Below are 16,441 nucleotides of genomic sequence, written 5' to 3' on the forward strand. Positions count from 1 at the left end.
ATTCGTCCCGTAAATTACTTAAATTTTATGAGACCTGTTGATGATAAGGTGTTTAAGACTTTCATGCCATTCAGGAACCCTTAATTTAAAAGCATCCTGCAGTTTCTGTTTGTCTAAAACACTGTACGCAGGACGGTCGGCCCTTGTTTTATAATATCCGCTTTTATTGAGATCAACCTGATCTAATTTTCCTGAAAACTTCAGTATTGCCTCTGCAAAATCGTACCAGGTAGCTTCCCCTGTATTGCTATAATGATAAAGTCCGAAATGGGTATTCTCTTCGCTAATTAACTGAAGCACAAAATCAGCCAGATCATTGGCATTGGTTGGAGTTCCGGTTTGGGAGGTAGTAATAGTAAGGCTGGCTCCTTCTTCTGCCTTTTTCAGGATAGTATTGAAAAAATTATGACCAAATTCAGAGTATAACCAGGAAGTTCTAAAAATAAAATACTTATCCAGCATTTGCCTGATATACTCCTCCCCTTTCAGCTTGGAAGCACCGTAGACATTAATTGGATTAACCTCATCGGTTTCCTCATAAGGTTTGGTTGCCTTCCCGTCAAAAACATAATCGGTGGAGATATGGATTAAAACCGTTTCGGAGTCATTACAAATCTCAGCCAGGTTTTTTACCGCTTCAGCATTGATCTTAAAGGCGGCTTCTTTATCATCTTCGGCCTTTTCTACATTGGTATAGGCGGCGCAGTTAACACAATATTGCGGATTTTCTTCGGAAAATATTTGCCGAAGCTGATCTTGATTGGTTATATCCAGCTCAGCAGAATCAAGGAATTTAAATTTTATTTCAGGATATTCTGAAGCGATCTTTTGGAAACATCTTCCCAGTTGTCCTGAAGCTCCAGTGATCAAGACTTTTTTCATCCAAAGACTTGTTTTAATTGTGGCTGAGCAAGGTCTTTATCTGAGATAATCATTTTTTCTTCCGGAAATTCCCAGTCTATGGCAAGGTCGGGATCGTTATAAATTACGCCACCTTCAGCATCGGGGTGGTAATATTCATCACATTTATACGCAAAAACCGAAGTTTCAGAAAGGGTTACAAAGCCATGCCCGAAGCCTTTCGGAATATATAATTGGTGCAGGTTTACATCATCCAGAATAGTTTTAAAAACCTGTTTGAAGGTAGGTGATTCCGGTCTGAGATCAACCACTACATCAAGTACTTTCCCATAAATAGCACGCACCAGTTTGGTTTGACCAAACTCCCCTCGTTGGTAATGCAGCCCGCGCAAAACTCCGTGTCTGGAAATCGACTGATTATCCTGTACAAACTCTTTGGTAATGCCCGTGAGATCAATGAACTTCTTCTTGTGATAACTCTCCAAAAAAAGTCCTCTCTTATCCCTGAAAATATTGGGTTTGATGATAAAACAATCTTTAAGAGGTGTTTCTTCTACCTGCATTTCCTGGTTTAATTTTCAAAGATCTGGTCGAGGATCTTTTCGGTTATCAAATAAGTGGGTTTTACACCTGTGGTTCCTAACCCACCTGAAGCCAGTGTGCTCCCTGTTTCCAAAGGGTTATCTGAGGCATAGTAAGCATATCTCACTTTTACATCTTCTTTTATACTACCCCGAAGTTTGGAAGCCGCCTGAATGGCCTTCTGGTAATGAGCTCCTTCCATTTCAAGACCACTCACATTCCATGTTGAATCATGGAAGAATTTCAAAATATCTTTATTCTGAAGAGAGGTTCCCAAAACGGTGATCATAGCTCCATCAACGATTTTAATACCCTGCCCTTCCAGGTCTTGTTTTTTCAATTCATTGCGGAAAGGATAATTATCTGCTGTTCCTTCAAAAACGTGGGCGGTAGGCACCATAATGTCTCCTTTTCCGCCGTCAAGAATACCGGCTTTTCCCATAATGGAAATGGAGGCTACATTCATTTTTATTTCGTTTCCTTCGAAATTATAAGGTTTCAATAGTTCATCCATGGTTTCGTAGGCCTGCTCTCCAAAGGCGTAATCCATAACCACGATAACTGGCTTTTCCTCATTTTTAAGCTCCGATTTCTTTCCATTATAGCCGTTTTTCAACTTTGCAGTATCAAAGACCTGAACATCAATGTTGGTTCCGCTTTTGTCTTCAATAAAATTCATCCCGTTATCCAGGGCTGCTTTCATCACTTTATTTCTCAACTTTCCATTTCCACTATCGCTTAGAGCTTCATAAATATCAAGGACTTTTTTCTTTTTGAGTTCTTCTTTTAAAGCCACCGGAGTGTAAAGCGTATTCATGACGCTATGCATATTCGCACTGATAATGTGAATTGGGCGATGCAATAGGTTTTCCTTCAGAAGAAACTCTTTGATATTATCGGCCCAGATCTCCCCATGAATATGGTGGCCTAATCTTTCCCTTAATACCGGACTAAACGTGATAATACGTTTTTCATTTCTCACCGTTTCGGCAATGGCGAGTTTTCCCAGATTATAAATAATATTAAGAAAACGCTCCGGTTGCCCCGTGGAAGCAAATTTGGGATACAGGGTACAAACTTCGTTAAAGGTTCTTCCAAGAATATTAGCTGTGTGAGTTAAAGCAACTTCCCTTTCTTCCCTACTAAGCTCAGCATCCTGAAGTACTGCCTTTTCCAGTTTCTCCCAATCCCTTGTAACGCTACCCTCTTCATCAATAAGCACACGTCTCATTATTTTATGAGATTCCACAAATAGAAAAGTAAGGTGTGTAAGAATATCATAGATCTCAGATCTACCCCGGGTTATCTCAATATTCATCTGTTCTTCGTCAATCCTATAGCAGTTTCTACGTCGTTTTGGCGGGACGATAGGTTTAAAATGAGAATTTCCGTAGCCTTCATCACTGGTTAGGTTGATATAGGTACATTCCTCAATACCAATAGGGAGTCTGTCTACAACATACAGTAAGCCATCAAGCTCTACTTTATCTTCTGCTATAGAACCATAAATCTCAGGTCTAAGAGTTAGCAGTGCTTCTCTTAAAGTCTCACCCGATACCCCCATGGGTTTATAAAATCCACGGTTAAAAAGGTGCCGCATAGTTATGTACATCCGCTCGATAGCGTGTGTACTTTCCTGCGCCCGGGTACGGCCTTGTAGTTTTAAATTCACCATATTTTATGCTTTTATAATTTCTTCCAGAACAGCGGCAATCTTTCTATCGTTAGAAAGGCGGGGCAACTTATTCTGTCCTCCAAGTTTTCCGATGGATTTCATATACTTCTGAAATCCATTAGCGGGAACCAGGCTGATTTTTAAAGGTTGAAGTATTTTTCCTTCAATAAGATCAAAGTAATAAGAATTTTGTTCCTGTAAAGACTTATCAAGAATCTTTCTGAAGGTTTCGAAATCCTCAGGTTCTTTTTCAAATTCGATAAACCATTCGTGATAGGGCAATTCATCATTTCCTGGAGTGATCTGCGGGGCGACTGTAAATTCACTAATACGCGCCTTTGTTTGTGTTGTAGCGAGTTGCATAGCTTCTTCTACCTCCTTGGCGATAACGTGCTCTCCAAAAGCCGATATAAAATGCTTGATCCGTCCTGAAACAATCACCCTGTAGGGCTTTGTTGAAGTGAACTGCACAGTATCCCCAAGGTTATATGCCCACAGGCCGGCATTACTGGAAATAAGCATCACATAATTTACACCGGTTTCCACTTCACCAATGGTTAACCTTTTTGGGTTTTCATCAAAAAACTCATCGGCCTTAATGAATTCGTAGAACATTCCAGAATCCAACTGCAAGAGCATTCCTTTCTCATTTTGTTTATCCTGAAATGCAAAAAACCCTTCTGAAGCAGGATAGAGCTCAATACTATCAACTTTTCGACCTATTAGATTTTCAAATTTTGCACGGTAAGGTTCATAATTTACTCCGCCGTATATAAAAAGTTCGAAGTTTTTAAAGAGGTCTCCCACTTTTTGGCCGGTTTTCTGCTGAAGGCGTTCAAAATACATTTGCACCCAGGATGGAATTCCGCTAATAACCGTCATATCTTCGTTCCGGGTCTCTTCAACAATAGCGTCTACTTTGGTTTCCCAGTCTTCAATACAATTGGTTTCCCAGCTTGGCATCCTGTTTTTTTGAAGGTAAGAAGGCACATAATGCGCAACAATTCCTGAAAGCCGGCCAAGTTTCACGCCATTTTTTTCATCAAGCTCCGGACTACCCTGCAGAAAGATCATTTTCCCATCAACAAAAGAAGCATTTCCGGTTTCAGCGATATAACATAATATGGCATTTCGGGCGGCATTTATGTGGGTAGGCATAGATTCCTTAGTAAGTGGAATGTATTTAGCACCACTGGTAGTTCCTGAGGTTTTAGCATAATAAAGTGGTTTTCCCGGCCATAACACATCAGCCTGGCCGGCTACCATTTTATCTACCCAGGGCTTTAATTCTTCGTAGTCTCTAACAGGCACTTTCTCAGCATAATCACGGTAAGTTTTTATGTGGTCAAAATCATGATCCTTCCCAAATTGGGTAGCTCTTGCCTGCTCAATTAGGTCGTTGAATACCTTTTGCTGTGTAGCCTCAGGCTTTGAAGCCCAGGCATCAATTTTTTTGCGTATGTATCGGGCAAATAACTTTGCTCCTATAGATTTTAAAGACATATAATTTTAATCAAAATCAATATAATCGGTTGGGTTTACCGGAACTCCCTCGTTCCAAAGTTCAAAGTGCAGGTGGGGACCACTGGTATATTCTCCGGTAGAACCAGCAGTTGCTATCACCTCTCCGGTTTTTACAATATCTCCCTGTTCTTTGGTTAAGGAGGCATTATGTTTATATACGGAAAGGAGCCCGTAGTTATGCCTTACAATAATAACATAACCGGTTTGTGTAGTCCATTCTGAAAAAATTACTCTCCCATCAGCCACCGATTTTACCGCGGAATTCTTTGGTACTACAATATCTACGGCATAATGCCTGTCTTTAAGATTGAAACTTTCAGAAATAGATCCCTTTACCGGCGGAAATAAGGAAAAATCAACATTATCTGCTGCAGAAGCCAGGATGTTATACTTATCTTCCTGGGCTACTTCCTCACGCAATAGAGAATCTGCCCGGGAAGGTTCTATTGGTTCTATTTCTCCAGGCGGTTGTGGGCTTTCCATTATCGAATCCCTGTTAAGCGATCCGGTTTCAGCTTCTCCTGTTAAAACACTTTTTATAGAATTGAGATATTGGTCATTAAGCTTCAAAACTCTCTGCAGGGAGTCTGATTTATAGGCGAGATCCACTGCCCTGCTCTTTAATTCGGGAGAAGAATAACCGGGAATATATTCCCTTAAAGGTGTAAAGGCAATAATAACCGTGGTGGCTGCCACCAGGAGTATAGCGCTAAGAGTGACCGTTACAAAAACGTTCAAGCGGGTAAGTTTAAATGAAAGTCGCTCCTCAAAAGTATCTTCATTTAATATTACCAACCGGTACTTATGAAGTAGTTTTTTGGCGAATTTCTTTTTATGTTTCTTATTGGCTGCCATAGATTACAAAGCTTTCGCAAAGATAAATTAAAATTATTCGGTGCAATTGAGATTTAAATATCAAATTAGATTCCAAAACTTATACTATAATGCACTAAAATTAGAATTATTGAGTAATGGAAAGAAATTTAAATCGACTTATAATGAAGTGATTAAAAGACCCAGTGCAAATTAATTTATGTTAACAAAGGTGTATTTTAATGAATTCTTGTTAAGTTTGTGAATCTAAATTAAAGTTATGAATGCATTTATTTTACCATTGGCAATAGGAGCACCCCAAATTATACTCATTGTAATTGTGGTACTACTCTTATTTGGAGGTCGAAAAATTCCTGAATTAATGAGAGGATTAGGTAGTGGGATTAAAGAATTCAAGGATGCTTCCAAGGACGATGATGACGAGAAAAAAGTTCCTGAAGAAAAGAAATAACTACCTTATTTTTATAAAAAAATAAAGCCCAACTTTAAAAGTTGGGCTTTTTCTTTATTTAATTTTCGCCGATTTAAGTATCGCATCAAGCTCAAAGATATTATCCCGCTTTCCTCTTGCCGGGGAAAAAACAAAACCTTCAACGATCAAATAGCGATCATTGGCTTGATCCTTAATTGCATAGTTTACAAAAGGTCCGGCCATAAAGGCATTTTTCACCTCCCAGGTGCCTCGCGTTTCATAGGCAAACTTTCCGTCTATTTCGGTTTCAAATAAATAGGGCGCATAGGCTTCTTCTGTAATCATATAACTTCCTTCCACCGGGCCTGGAATATAGGCTTCCCCAATGGAGTCTCTCATCTTTATAATATTACCAATAATATTGGTGTCTTTTTCAATTTGATGGATGGGAACCTCATAAATAAGCAATTCCATATTCCCCTTGGTTATTTCCTTTCTTAGCCAAATAAATCCGTCTTCTTCAACCGCATAACGATAAATTGATGGAAATTTAAGCGAAAGACCAAACTCCTCTTTCAGTTTCTTATCTTTTCCCAGGGATTTTCGCATTCTTCGTTGTTTCTCCTTCATTTCAGTCCCTTTGATAACAGCAATAGCCTCGTCTGCGCCTTCGTTAATAGCACGTATAATTTCTTCCTCATTAGGCCCTGAAATAATTATTCCGGTTTGAGGCCGCGCATAAACATTGTTAAGCACTTTTACTCCGGCTTCATTAGCTTTTTCAACCTTAATAAAAGATCGGTTTCTTCTTCCAAAACCGGTAAAGGCTTCAGGCGGAATTTGCTTGAGAGAAAATGTAGGTTCTTCCTGGGGCAAACCATCTACAGTAGCTGCAAAATTATCGCGTAACGCTTCCCCTACCGGGCCTTCCCAGAGTTTGTTTTCAATAACTAAAGTTACCTGGTTAATGTTTCCTGAAGAATCTACTAAAATACGTTCCTTTTTTTCTTTTTGATCATCACAGGAAATAAAAAGAATTAAGGATAAAAGAAGAATTAAATTTTTTTTCATTTGGCTTAATTTGATTTTCAAATTTACCCTTTGGAAACTTTTAGTTTCATCCCGGGTTTTAGGCTGGACGAGCCCACGTCATTCCAAGCCCTCAAATTCTGTACCGTAACTCCGGGAAACTTACGGGAAATACTCCACAATGAATCTCCTTTTTTAACTGTATAGATCTTGGTAGCCTTTCGATCAGCATTGTTCTTAGTGGAAGATGTTTGAGAAACCACAGGTTTTCGGGGATAAATAGTGAGGTATTGACCAATGCGTAAATTATTGGACCTCAAATTATTCCATCTTTTTATACTGCTTATTCCCACGCCATAGCGTGCGGCAATTTTTCCGAGGTAATCTCCACTTTTTACTTTATACCGAATCCTGTCTTCAGTCTCAATATATTTTGGTATATTTTTTTTCTTTTCTGCAAGATCTTCGGTTACATACTCATAAATCTCATCTTCATTGCTTACAAAGGCACCAGAAACAGATCTTGGCAATCTAAGGCTATAATTCTTTTCTTCTATAAAAGGAATAATATCCAGTTTGTAGCTTGGATTTAAAAATTGCAGCATTTCCTTTTCCACACCGGTAACCGTTGAAATATGATCAAAAGTGAGCATTTTTTTTACTCTGATAGTATCGGTTTCAAAGAAAGCTACGTCAGGTTTTTTAGGTTGAAAATCGTGTTCCTTTGCATATTCAAAAATATAAAGGGTTGCCAGGAAGGCCGGCACATAACCAGCTGTTTCACGAGGTAGATATCTTCTCAAATGCCAGTAATTGGTAGAACCCCCGCTTCTTCTAATCGCCTTGGAAACATTACCCGGACCAGAATTATAAGAAGCCAGGACCATATCCCAGTCTCCAAAAGATTTATAAAGACTTGCCAGGTATTTGGCTGCTGCCTCGGTAGATCTTTCCGGATCCATACGTTCATCTACATAAGAACTAACATCCAGATCCAGCATTTTTCCGGTAGGGAACATAAATTGCCATAAACCGGTGGCTCCCACCCGGGATCGTGCCCTTGGATTCAAGGCCGATTCCACAATCGCCAGGTATTTAATCTCAAGTGGAATGTCAAACCTATCCAATTCCTTTTCGAACATCGGGAAATAGTATTCGCTTAAAGCCATCAGGTTTTCCATGGCTTTTTTATTGCGTTTTAAATAGGATTTTATAACGCTTTCCAGGATTGGATTGTATTCTATATTAAATGGCGTTCGCGAATTAAGTTTCTCCAAACGGGCCTTTAAAGTATCTGTTGGCAAGTCTTTATATACAACATCTGAGTAGTCCTGTTCGTGAATACTCTTCTGAATAGTATCAAATAAACTGGTATTAAGCAGTTGTAATTTCCAAAGGGAATCAATCTCTGCAGCTTTGGGAAGATCCTGCAGGTTTACCGCTGCAGAATCTTTTATCAAAGCTGAAATTGGTAGTTTATTTTTAAATTCAGGATCAGGTTCAGTCAGGATTATCTCTGATGTGCTGGGCCTTTCGAAGATCTGAACTCTGAAATTGGCCTTTTCAAGCCTTTTTTCAGGTTCTTCCTGGGCCGATACACCCAAGCTAAAAAGCAACAGCGATAGCGATAATGAGAAAATATATTTCATCAATTAAGTTCTAAGATTTTGTAATGAGAACGGAATTTTCTCAGTTTTGGTGCTTTAATTCCCAATTGCCTCAATTCCCGGCAGGGATTTTCCTTCAAGCATCTCCAACATGGCGCCCCCTCCGGTAGAAACATAACTTACCTTATCTTCAAAACCAAATTTTTTGACTGCTGCAACCGAATCTCCTCCCCCTACAAGGCTAAATGTTCCATTTGCAGTGGCTTCGGCGATAAATTCCCCAATTTGGATGGTTCCTTTAGCGAATTTGTCCATTTCAAAAACTCCAAGAGGACCATTCCATAGGATAATTTTAGATTTTTTAATTACTGCTTCGAAATTCTTAAGAGAATCCGGTCCGGCATCAAGGCCCATCCAACCATCGGGAATATTATCAATACGTTCTACCTGGGTACTGGCTTCTTCAGAAAAGCTATCGGCAATAACAGAATCAACCGGTAAGTGAATTTCTACTCCTTTATCCTTAGCCTTTTTCAGAATTTCAAGAGCAAGCTCCTGTTTGTCTTCTTCGACCAGGGAATTTCCAATTTTTCCACCCTGGGCCAAAATAAAGGTATAGGCCATACCGCCACCTATAATAAGGTGATCTATTTTATCGAGTATATTTTCAATTACAGTAATTTTGGAAGAAACTTTTGCGCCTCCAAGAATTGCAGTAACAGGCTTTTCTTTACTGTTCAATACCTTATCCAGGCTTTTAATTTCTTTTGCGAGCAAATATCCAAAGCACTTTTCTTCGAAGAATTTAGCAACAATAGTGGTAGAAGCGTGTGCGCGGTGGGCAGTACCAAAGGCGTCATTCACATAGATGTCTCCTAATTCAGAAAGCTTTTTGGCGAAATCTTCATCACCTTGAGTTTCCTCATCATAAAATCGAAGGTTTTCCAGCAAAAGAACTTCTCCTGGCTGCAAATTATCTGTGGCAGCTTTCACTTTATCTCCCACACAGTCATCTACAAATTTGGTTTCCACTCCCAGTACTTCAGATACCTTGGAAACTATATGCTTAAGGGAATATTTTTCTTCTTTTCCTTTTGGTCTACCCAGGTGGGACATAAGCACAACACTACCTCCATCTTCAAGTATCTTTATGATAGTTGGCTTTGCAGCTTCTATACGGTTGGCGTCTGTTACTTTGGAATCTTTCAACGGCACGTTAAAATCTACTCTAATTAGTGCCTGTTTATCTTTAAAATTGTAATCGTCTAATGTTTTCATAGTAATGCTTTAATTACAAATATAATTTTTTCCGAAGATATAAAAGTGCATATAAGTTTTATATTTGCTTATGCTTTTTGAAGAAATAATAGGCCTGGCCCACATAAAAAACCACCTTACTACAACCGCAGATAATAACAGGATTCCCCATGCTCAACTCTTCGTGGGGAAATCTGGAAGCGGCACTTTACCAATGGCAATTGCCTACGCCCAATATGTTTTGTGTAAAAACACCAGTGGCGAAAACAAAGCGGGGAACGAGTCCTGTAATCACAGATTCCAAAACCTGGCTCATCCCGATTTACATTTTGCCTTCCCGGTGGCCAATAACGAGAAAATTAAAACTCATGCTGTTTCTGGCCACTTTATGGAGGAATGGCGTAATTTTGTTAATTCCAATCCCTATGGAAGTTTATTCGATTGGTACCAGGAGTTAGGCATTGAAAATAAACAGGGTAAAATTGGGGTAGATGAAGCTCAGGATATTGTAAAATCGCTTTCTTTAAAGGCTTATGAAGGGGGCTTTAAAGTAATGCTGATATGGATGGCCGAGAAGATGAACCGGGAAGCCGCCAATAAGCTATTAAAACTAATTGAAGAACCGCCAAATAGAACGCTTTTTATTCTTATTGCTGAAGAAGAGGAACAGATTATACAAACTATAAGATCCAGATGCCAGACGCTGCATTTCCCTCCCCTCCCCGAAGCCGAAATTTCAGAATTCTTAATCAAAAAGGAAAACTGCAAACAAGAGGAGGCATTAAAAATAGCACATCAGGCTAATGGAAGTTACACAAAGGCTCTACATCTATTTCAAAAAAATGCAGGGGACGAGCAATTTGAAACCTGGTTTATAAATTGGGTAAGAAGTGCCTTTAAGGCTAAAGGAAATAAATCTACCGTTTTAGAGCTCATAGCCTGGAGCGAAGAAATTGCCGGACTGGGAAGAGAGAGTCAGAAGAGTTTTCTCCTCTATTGTATGGATTTTTTCAGGCAGGCACTTATGTATAATTATAAAGCAAATAGTTTGGTGTACCTGGAACCCAGAACAAAAGGCTTCCAAATAAAAAATTTCGCTCCCTACGTGCATGGTGGAAATATCCTGGAAATTAACCAGGCTCTGGAAGAAGCTATCTACCACATTGGACGCAATGCAAATTCTAAAATCGTTCTTACTAATCTTTCAATTAAGCTAACCCGATACCTTCATAAAAAAACCGCATAATCATGACAAACCTTTACAACTTTATAACCGAAATTCTTATTCTCCTCTTTATCCTGATTACCTTTTTTCAATCGGGTATCGACAAAGCCACAGATTGGAAGGGAAATATAAGCTGGCTAAAAGATCATTTCAAGGGAACTTTTATGGGTGGAATGGTACCTCTTATGGTCGGAATAATAATGATTTTAGAAATAATAACAGGTTTACTGGCAGTTTTAGGAATAATCTGGATATTATTATATAATAGTTCTGCCTGGGCATTTTATGCAAGCCTTTTGGCTGCAATTACCCTTTTAATGCTCTTATTGGGGCAAAGAGTTGCAAAAGATTATGCAGGGGCTTTTACGATCACAGGATACTTTGTGGTAGTGATCTTTGGGGTTTTCCTCCTATCTTAAGTTCTACTCAAATTAAAACATAAAAAAAAGCCCCAAATGGGGCTTTTTGTTTTTTCAAAGAGAATTAGTTCTTCTTATAAGATGCGTTTAATTCTTCCAGAACTTCTTCTGTGATATCCAAGCCGTCTTTGGCATACATAATATTTGCAGATTCATTAGAACCAAAAATATAAGTATATCCATTTTCCTTCCCGTATTCTTCTACATAATTTTTAACCTTCTCTACAATAGAGTCTATAGCAGCTTCACTTTCCTGGCGTAATAGACCACCCCTTTGTTGTTGTTGCTGCTGTAGCTGCTGCTGTTTCTGCATAAGCTGCTGCTCTCTTTCCTGGCGTTGAGCCTGAGACATAGAATTCATCTTAGACTGATAGTCCTGCACTTCTGCCTGAAAAGCACTGGCTACAGAATCCAACTCTCCCTTAACAGTTTCTGTTTTCTTATTGAATTTGGCTTCTACATCTTTCATTTCCTGATACTCCTGAATAAGTTTGGTAGTATCAACATAAGCTGTTTTTTCCTCATTACAGGAAATAAAAAAAACGGAGAAAACCGCGATTAGAAAAAATTTCTTCATTTTGATAAATTTTGTTTGGACAAATGTATAAAACTAAAATCTTTAAATTTTGAATATACAAATCATATTTAGTTTAGTATTTCAAAAAGCTATAGAAAAACAAAATACAATAATCAACCTTTATTGAAAATAAGACTCTCTGATTAGCTTAATTAAAGAAAAATAAAAACGGAGAGTGTTGCATCAATTCTCTCTTAAAAACCTCTTAAATGAGCTTAAAATGAAAAATCAGCTATTTTGAAAGAAATATACCAGAGAAGAGTATTCAGAAGTCCTTTTTGCCTGCCGATTTGATTTCCATCCCCTGAAAAGAGCTTTTACCGGATTTAAAGAACCGGTTCTATTTTTTTCAGAAAGGAGACTCACATAATAAGCATCAAAAATTAAGGGGCGGGTTTGGATTAAATTAAAATCAAACCTGGATAATAATTTTTTAATTCCTTTTTGTGAAAAATGCCAGAGATGACGAGGTACATCATAAGCAGCCCAAAACTCCTTATAGTATTTCGCATCATAACTTTTATAATTGGGCACGGCAATTACCAAAATTCCACCCTTATTAAGCAAATCTTTTAATCTTGAAATTTCATTCTCAGGATCGGGGATGTGTTCCAATACATGCCAAAGGCATATCACATCAAATTTTTCCCCTTCATATCCTGAAAGCTCCTTTTTTAAATCAAGATTTTTTAGAAGGGCCAAATTTCGGGCAGATTTATTTGGCTCTACTCCATTCACTTGCCAGCCTCTGTTTTTTGCATGTAAAATAAATTCACCGGTTCCAGCACCTACGTCTAATAATTTTCCGGGAGATTTTAAGGTTTCGATCCAATTCAATTTTTGATCGAGCATGTGTTTTTTTACCAAATAATAAACTTTATTGGTAAAGCCTTTAGTAGAATCTGTATGGGAAATATAATTTTCACTTTCATAATAGGAAGCTAAATTTTGAGGAACCGGAATGGTTTTTAAAATCTCAAAATCATCTACAGGCACAAGCTTAAATTTCTCACCGGAAACTAAAAAATCTCTGCACTCCAAAAAAATTGTTTTGTCTGTTTTTATTTCTGTATCTCCCAAGAGTAAAAGTTAAAGGGTGATTCTATTACAAAAATTGCCCATTATATTAAATTGTTCCACGTGGAACTAAGCTGTTTTTACCTTCCCATGTAAACCAATAAGACTGAAACATCATTAGGACTCACGCCGCTAATTCGTGATGCCTGAGAAACGCTCGTTGGTTGAATCTTATTAAGCTTTTCCCGTGCTTCAAAAGACATTGATTTAATCCTGGAATAATCGAAATCTTTCGGGATTTTCACATCCTCAAGTCTATTGAGCTTATCGGCGTTGTTTTTTTCTTTAGCAATATACCCGGAATATTTTACCTGAATTTCGGTTTGTTCCAGCATTTCTGAATTCAATTGGTTTTCCTTAATAAATTCCTCTACTCCGGGAAATTTCCGAACATCCTTCATTTCAATATTAGGTCTGGAAAAAACTTTAAATATCTTATCGCTCTGTTTCATCGGCGACGAATTATACTTATCTAAAACGGGGTTTGCATCTTCAGGAGAAACACTTTTATCCTTTAAGAACTTAACGAAGGCAAAAGATTTCTCTTTTTTTTCTTCCATTTTGCGCATTCTTTTTTCAGAAGCCAAACCTAAGTTATATGCATTTTCGGTTAACCTGAAATCGGCATTATCCTGCCTTAAAAGGGTGCGGTATTCCGCCCTGGATGTAAACATTCGGTATGGCTCTTCTGTGCCTTTAGTAATAAGATCGTCAATAAGCACTCCGATGTAAGCCTCATTTCGTTTCAGAATAAATTCTTCTTTACCCTGAATTTTAAGTGCTGCATTTAAGCCGGCCATCAGCCCCTGCGAAGCCGCTTCTTCATAGCCGGTAGTTCCGTTTATTTGTCCGGCGAAATATAAATTCTCAACCAATTTGGTTTCAAGAGTATGTTTAAGTTGGGTTGGCGGGAAATAATCATATTCAATAGCGTAACCAGGTCGGAAAAACTTTACGTTTTCAAAACCTGCGACAGAGCGTAGAGCTTTAAACTGGACATCCTCCGGAAGCGAAGTTGAAAACCCATTTACGTAAACCTCCACGGTATTCCAACCTTCCGGTTCTACAAATAACTGATGTCTGTCTTTATCGGCAAAACGATTAATTTTATCTTCAATAGAAGGGCAATACCTTGGACCAATACTTTGAATCCTTCCATTAAACATAGGCGATCTTTCAAAGCCCTCCTTAAGAATCTCATGAACCTCATTGGAGGTATAAGTCATGTGACATGATCTTTGTTTGTTTAAAGGTTTAGTCTCATCAAGAAATGAAAATTTTGAAGGTTCTTCATCCCCGGGTTGCTCGGTCATTTTAGAATAATCCAAAGATCTGCCATCAACCCTTGGAGGCGTTCCGGTTTTCATTCTGCCGGATTCAAACCCAACATCAACAAGATCTTTGGTAATTCCGGTAGCAGCCCTTTCACCTGCTCTACCTCCCCCAAAGTTTTTATCTCCTATATGAATAAGTCCATTTAAAAAAGTCCCATTGGTAAGTACAACAGATTTGGCTTTTATCTCCAGGCCTAATGAGGTTTTAACCCCAGCTACCTTATTTTTCTTTATGATCAATCCAGCTACCATTTCCTGATAGAAGTCAAGGTTAGGAGTTTGCTCCAACCGAAATCTCCAGTCTTCGGCAAAACGCATTCTGTCACTTTGCACCCTTGGACTCCACATAGCCGGACCCTTGGATTTATTAAGCATTTTAAACTGGATAGCACTGGTGTCACTAACCAGGCCACTATAGCCGCCCATGGCATCTATCTCCCGAATAATTTGGCCTTTGGCAATTCCACCCATAGCAGGATTACAACTCATCTGGGCGATGTTTTGCAAATTCATCGTAATCAAAAGGGTTTTGTTTCCCATATTCGCAGCTGCAGCAGCGGCCTCACTTCCTGCGTGACCAGCCCCAACAACTATAACATCATATTCCTTTTCAAACATAAATTTTTCCCTTATTGTTCCACGTGGAACATTGCAATTTTTTCATCTTCTTTTTGTCGCATCAATCTGCTTTGGCTTTCAGATTTATCAGTGTACCCACAAAAATGAAGTATCCCATGAACCATGACTCTTTTTACTTCTTCTTCGAATTCAACTCCAAAATCTTCAGCATTTTCTTTAATTCTTTCCACACTAATGAAAATATCCCCAGCTAATAAGTCATCAACAGAATTATCAAAACTTATAATATCTGTGTAGGTATCATGATTGAGATACTCAAGATTAATTCTGTGCAGATATTCATCGTTACAAAAAATAAAATTGATTTCATCAAGGCTTTTTTCCTCCGAATTGACAACAAGTTGCAACCATTGCCGATGAGATTTTTCATCCCGTAAAGTAAAATCCGTTTCTGAAAAAAAATTAATCCTGTACTGTTCCGCGCTCAAAATAATTTTTTACTTTTTGTTTGTAAATTTCGCGCAAAGGTAAGATTTGTCTTTTTAATATTTCAGTCTGATTAAAATATTCTTTTGCCTTAAGGTTTTGATCTTTAGAAGGATTGATAAATTCCAATTTACTAGTTTCACTTTTTCTGGAATTATCTTTACCTTGTTGTAACCTTGCTTTATCAAACTTTAATAATTCGTGTATCAAATTAGTCATTCCCTCCAGGCTTTGGGGACTAAAACCTTTATCGATTAATTGTTCCTCTAAATCCTGCATATTGCTTTTCAAATTATTCCCTTGAGGGTTCTGAGTATCTTTTTCTATTAATTTTTCCAGCTGCATTCTTAACTCCTGTTGTTCCTTATAAATCTCAAAAAGATCACTGCTCTCCTGCTCACGGCCATAGCCATTTTCGGATTCAATGTCTTCCCCTTCCCGTTTTCTATCTATACCTTCCTGAAGTTTCTCCTGTAATTCTTCCTGCTTTTTGATTATATCCGGTAATTGAAATTCCTCCCCTTCTCCTCCACTTTTTCCAAGTTGTGGATTGGCCTGCTGCTGCATGGAAGTTAAAATGTTACTTAAGAGGTAAGCAAGATCATTGGCACCGGTAACAATATACTGCTGGCTTGCAATTCCCTGTGGAAGTTCGTTCTCTGCAAGTCTTTCCAAAGCCTTATCGATATCAAATTCTATATCAGATAACTTATCGGTGATTTGTTCACTAATCATCGGGTTTTTTAGAGCAAGGCTGTACAAACTATCATCTATATGCCTGAAATTTTCCCTGAGGTCATTTTGAATATTTAGATTCTTTGGAAACATCGGGTCATCTCTATCCATGGATCTAAAAGACACCAATAAATCTTCTTGCTGAAAGGAAAACCTTATAAGATTATCGAGAATTTGCCTAAGACTTTCAATATCAGCTTCTAATTGCTCTCCCGACTGTGCTTGCAT

Annotated in this window: 15 protein-coding genes and 1 pseudogene; 3 read left to right on the plus strand and 13 right to left on the minus strand. The window is 38.3% G+C overall.

Going from position 1 to position 16,441, the window contains the following annotated elements; translation table 11 throughout:
* Positions 1 to 18: 18 nt before the first annotated feature.
* The 5 genes from rfbD to VIM94_RS07140 are packed head-to-tail and all read right to left on the minus strand — an operon-like array spanning position 19 to position 5,497.
* The gene (gene rfbD, locus VIM94_RS07120; RefSeq protein ID WP_332038598.1) at positions 19 to 882 is read right to left on the minus strand and encodes a dTDP-4-dehydrorhamnose reductase; all 864 of its coding nucleotides are present in this window, start codon (positions 880 to 882) and stop codon (positions 19 to 21) included.
* Positions 879 to 1,424, minus strand: coding sequence for a dTDP-4-dehydrorhamnose 3,5-epimerase (rfbC, locus tag VIM94_RS07125; RefSeq protein ID WP_332038599.1), 546 nt, complete (start codon positions 1,422 to 1,424; stop codon positions 879 to 881). The genes rfbD and rfbC overlap by 4 nt, the downstream gene beginning before the upstream one ends.
* A gap of 8 nt (positions 1,425 to 1,432) precedes the next feature.
* Positions 1,433 to 3,118, minus strand: a complete 1,686-nt coding sequence (locus tag VIM94_RS07130; RefSeq protein WP_332038601.1) for a DUF6909 family protein — start codon at positions 3,116 to 3,118, stop codon at positions 1,433 to 1,435.
* Positions 3,119 to 3,121: 3 nt separating this feature from the next.
* Entirely contained in the window at positions 3,122 to 4,621 is a 1,500-nt protein-coding gene (locus VIM94_RS07135) for a GH3 auxin-responsive promoter family protein (protein ID WP_332038602.1), read from the minus strand.
* 6 nt (positions 4,622 to 4,627) lie between these two features.
* Positions 4,628 to 5,497, minus strand: coding sequence for a M23 family metallopeptidase (locus VIM94_RS07140; RefSeq protein WP_332038603.1), 870 nt, complete (start codon positions 5,495 to 5,497; stop codon positions 4,628 to 4,630).
* A gap of 238 nt (positions 5,498 to 5,735) precedes the next feature.
* On the opposite strand from VIM94_RS07140, the gene tatA reads away from it, so the two are divergent.
* Entirely contained in the window at positions 5,736 to 5,927 is a 192-nt protein-coding gene (gene tatA, locus VIM94_RS07145; RefSeq protein ID WP_332038604.1) for a twin-arginine translocase TatA/TatE family subunit, read from the plus strand.
* A gap of 54 nt (positions 5,928 to 5,981) precedes the next feature.
* Here tatA and VIM94_RS07150 read toward each other — a convergent pair whose 3' ends face one another.
* From VIM94_RS07150 to VIM94_RS07160, 3 genes are read right to left on the minus strand one after another with little or no spacing between them, the layout of a single operon-like run.
* Positions 5,982 to 6,959 (minus strand): DUF4837 family protein, encoded by a 978-nt coding sequence (locus VIM94_RS07150; protein WP_332038605.1) that lies wholly within the window; start codon positions 6,957 to 6,959, stop codon positions 5,982 to 5,984.
* A gap of 23 nt (positions 6,960 to 6,982) precedes the next feature.
* Positions 6,983 to 8,566 carry a lytic transglycosylase domain-containing protein gene (locus VIM94_RS07155; protein WP_332038606.1) on the minus strand — a complete coding sequence of 528 codons (1,584 nt, stop codon included), beginning with the start codon at positions 8,564 to 8,566 and terminating at the stop codon, positions 6,983 to 6,985.
* A 54-nt stretch (positions 8,567 to 8,620) separates the two neighbouring features.
* Positions 8,621 to 9,802 (minus strand): phosphoglycerate kinase, encoded by a 1,182-nt coding sequence (locus VIM94_RS07160; RefSeq protein ID WP_332038607.1) that lies wholly within the window; start codon positions 9,800 to 9,802, stop codon positions 8,621 to 8,623.
* A gap of 70 nt (positions 9,803 to 9,872) precedes the next feature.
* On the opposite strand from VIM94_RS07160, the gene holB reads away from it, so the two are divergent.
* Together holB and VIM94_RS07170 are read left to right on the plus strand one after the other, a co-directional pair.
* The gene (gene holB, locus VIM94_RS07165; RefSeq protein WP_332038608.1) at positions 9,873 to 11,027 is read left to right on the plus strand and encodes a DNA polymerase III subunit delta'; all 1,155 of its coding nucleotides are present in this window, start codon (positions 9,873 to 9,875) and stop codon (positions 11,025 to 11,027) included.
* 2 nt (positions 11,028 to 11,029) lie between these two features.
* The gene (locus tag VIM94_RS07170; RefSeq protein WP_332038609.1) at positions 11,030 to 11,425 is read left to right on the plus strand and encodes a DoxX family protein; all 396 of its coding nucleotides are present in this window, start codon (positions 11,030 to 11,032) and stop codon (positions 11,423 to 11,425) included.
* Positions 11,426 to 11,489: 64 nt separating this feature from the next.
* Here the strand turns inward: VIM94_RS07170 and VIM94_RS07175 are convergent, their stop codons facing one another.
* The 5 genes and pseudogenes from VIM94_RS07175 to VIM94_RS07195 form a co-directional block, all read right to left on the minus strand.
* Positions 11,490 to 12,002 carry an OmpH family outer membrane protein gene (locus VIM94_RS07175; protein WP_332038610.1) on the minus strand — a complete coding sequence of 171 codons (513 nt, stop codon included), beginning with the start codon at positions 12,000 to 12,002 and terminating at the stop codon, positions 11,490 to 11,492.
* Positions 12,003 to 12,230: 228 nt separating this feature from the next.
* Positions 12,231 to 13,043 (minus strand): class I SAM-dependent methyltransferase, encoded by an 813-nt coding sequence (locus VIM94_RS07180; RefSeq protein ID WP_332038611.1) that lies wholly within the window; start codon positions 13,041 to 13,043, stop codon positions 12,231 to 12,233.
* A 116-nt stretch (positions 13,044 to 13,159) separates the two neighbouring features.
* Positions 13,160 to 15,031 (minus strand): tRNA uridine-5-carboxymethylaminomethyl(34) synthesis enzyme MnmG, encoded by a 1,872-nt coding sequence (gene mnmG / locus VIM94_RS07185; protein WP_332038612.1) that lies wholly within the window; start codon positions 15,029 to 15,031, stop codon positions 13,160 to 13,162.
* Positions 15,032 to 15,042: 11 nt separating this feature from the next.
* Positions 15,043 to 15,480 carry an rRNA maturation RNase YbeY gene (ybeY, locus tag VIM94_RS07190; protein ID WP_332038613.1) on the minus strand — a complete coding sequence of 146 codons (438 nt, stop codon included), beginning with the start codon at positions 15,478 to 15,480 and terminating at the stop codon, positions 15,043 to 15,045.
* Positions 15,455 to 16,441, minus strand: a pseudogene (locus VIM94_RS07195) (hypothetical protein); the annotation flags it as partial. The pseudogene VIM94_RS07195 and the gene ybeY, both read right to left, overlap by 26 nt.

The sequence above is a fragment of the Salegentibacter sp. genome (genome assembly GCF_036568425.1).
GTDB lineage: Bacteria > Bacteroidota > Bacteroidia > Flavobacteriales > Flavobacteriaceae > Salegentibacter.

Bases quoted from the DNA above. Each gene is read 5' to 3' on its own strand.
- VIM94_RS07140 (WP_332038603.1), bottom strand. From the start codon at position 5,497: ATGGCAGCCAATAAGAAACATAAAAAGAAATTCGCCAAAAAACTACTT.
- mnmG (WP_332038612.1), bottom strand. From the start codon at position 15,031: ATGTTTGAAAAGGAATATGATGTTATAGTTGTTGGGGCTGGTCACGCA.
- VIM94_RS07135 (WP_332038602.1), bottom strand. From the start codon at position 4,621: ATGTCTTTAAAATCTATAGGAGCAAAGTTATTTGCCCGATACATACGC.
- rfbD (WP_332038598.1), bottom strand. From the start codon at position 882: ATGAAAAAAGTCTTGATCACTGGAGCTTCAGGACAACTGGGAAGATGT.
- VIM94_RS07160 (WP_332038607.1), bottom strand. From the start codon at position 9,802: ATGAAAACATTAGACGATTACAATTTTAAAGATAAACAGGCACTAATT.
- VIM94_RS07175 (WP_332038610.1), bottom strand. From the start codon at position 12,002: ATGAAGAAATTTTTTCTAATCGCGGTTTTCTCCGTTTTTTTTATTTCC.
- holB (WP_332038608.1), top strand. From the start codon at position 9,873: ATGCTTTTTGAAGAAATAATAGGCCTGGCCCACATAAAAAACCACCTT.
- rfbC (WP_332038599.1), bottom strand. From the start codon at position 1,424: ATGCAGGTAGAAGAAACACCTCTTAAAGATTGTTTTATCATCAAACCC.
- VIM94_RS07170 (WP_332038609.1), top strand. From the start codon at position 11,030: ATGACAAACCTTTACAACTTTATAACCGAAATTCTTATTCTCCTCTTT.
- tatA (WP_332038604.1), top strand. From the start codon at position 5,736: ATGAATGCATTTATTTTACCATTGGCAATAGGAGCACCCCAAATTATA.
- VIM94_RS07150 (WP_332038605.1), bottom strand. From the start codon at position 6,959: ATGAAAAAAAATTTAATTCTTCTTTTATCCTTAATTCTTTTTATTTCC.
- VIM94_RS07130 (WP_332038601.1), bottom strand. From the start codon at position 3,118: ATGGTGAATTTAAAACTACAAGGCCGTACCCGGGCGCAGGAAAGTACA.
- VIM94_RS07155 (WP_332038606.1), bottom strand. From the start codon at position 8,566: ATGAAATATATTTTCTCATTATCGCTATCGCTGTTGCTTTTTAGCTTG.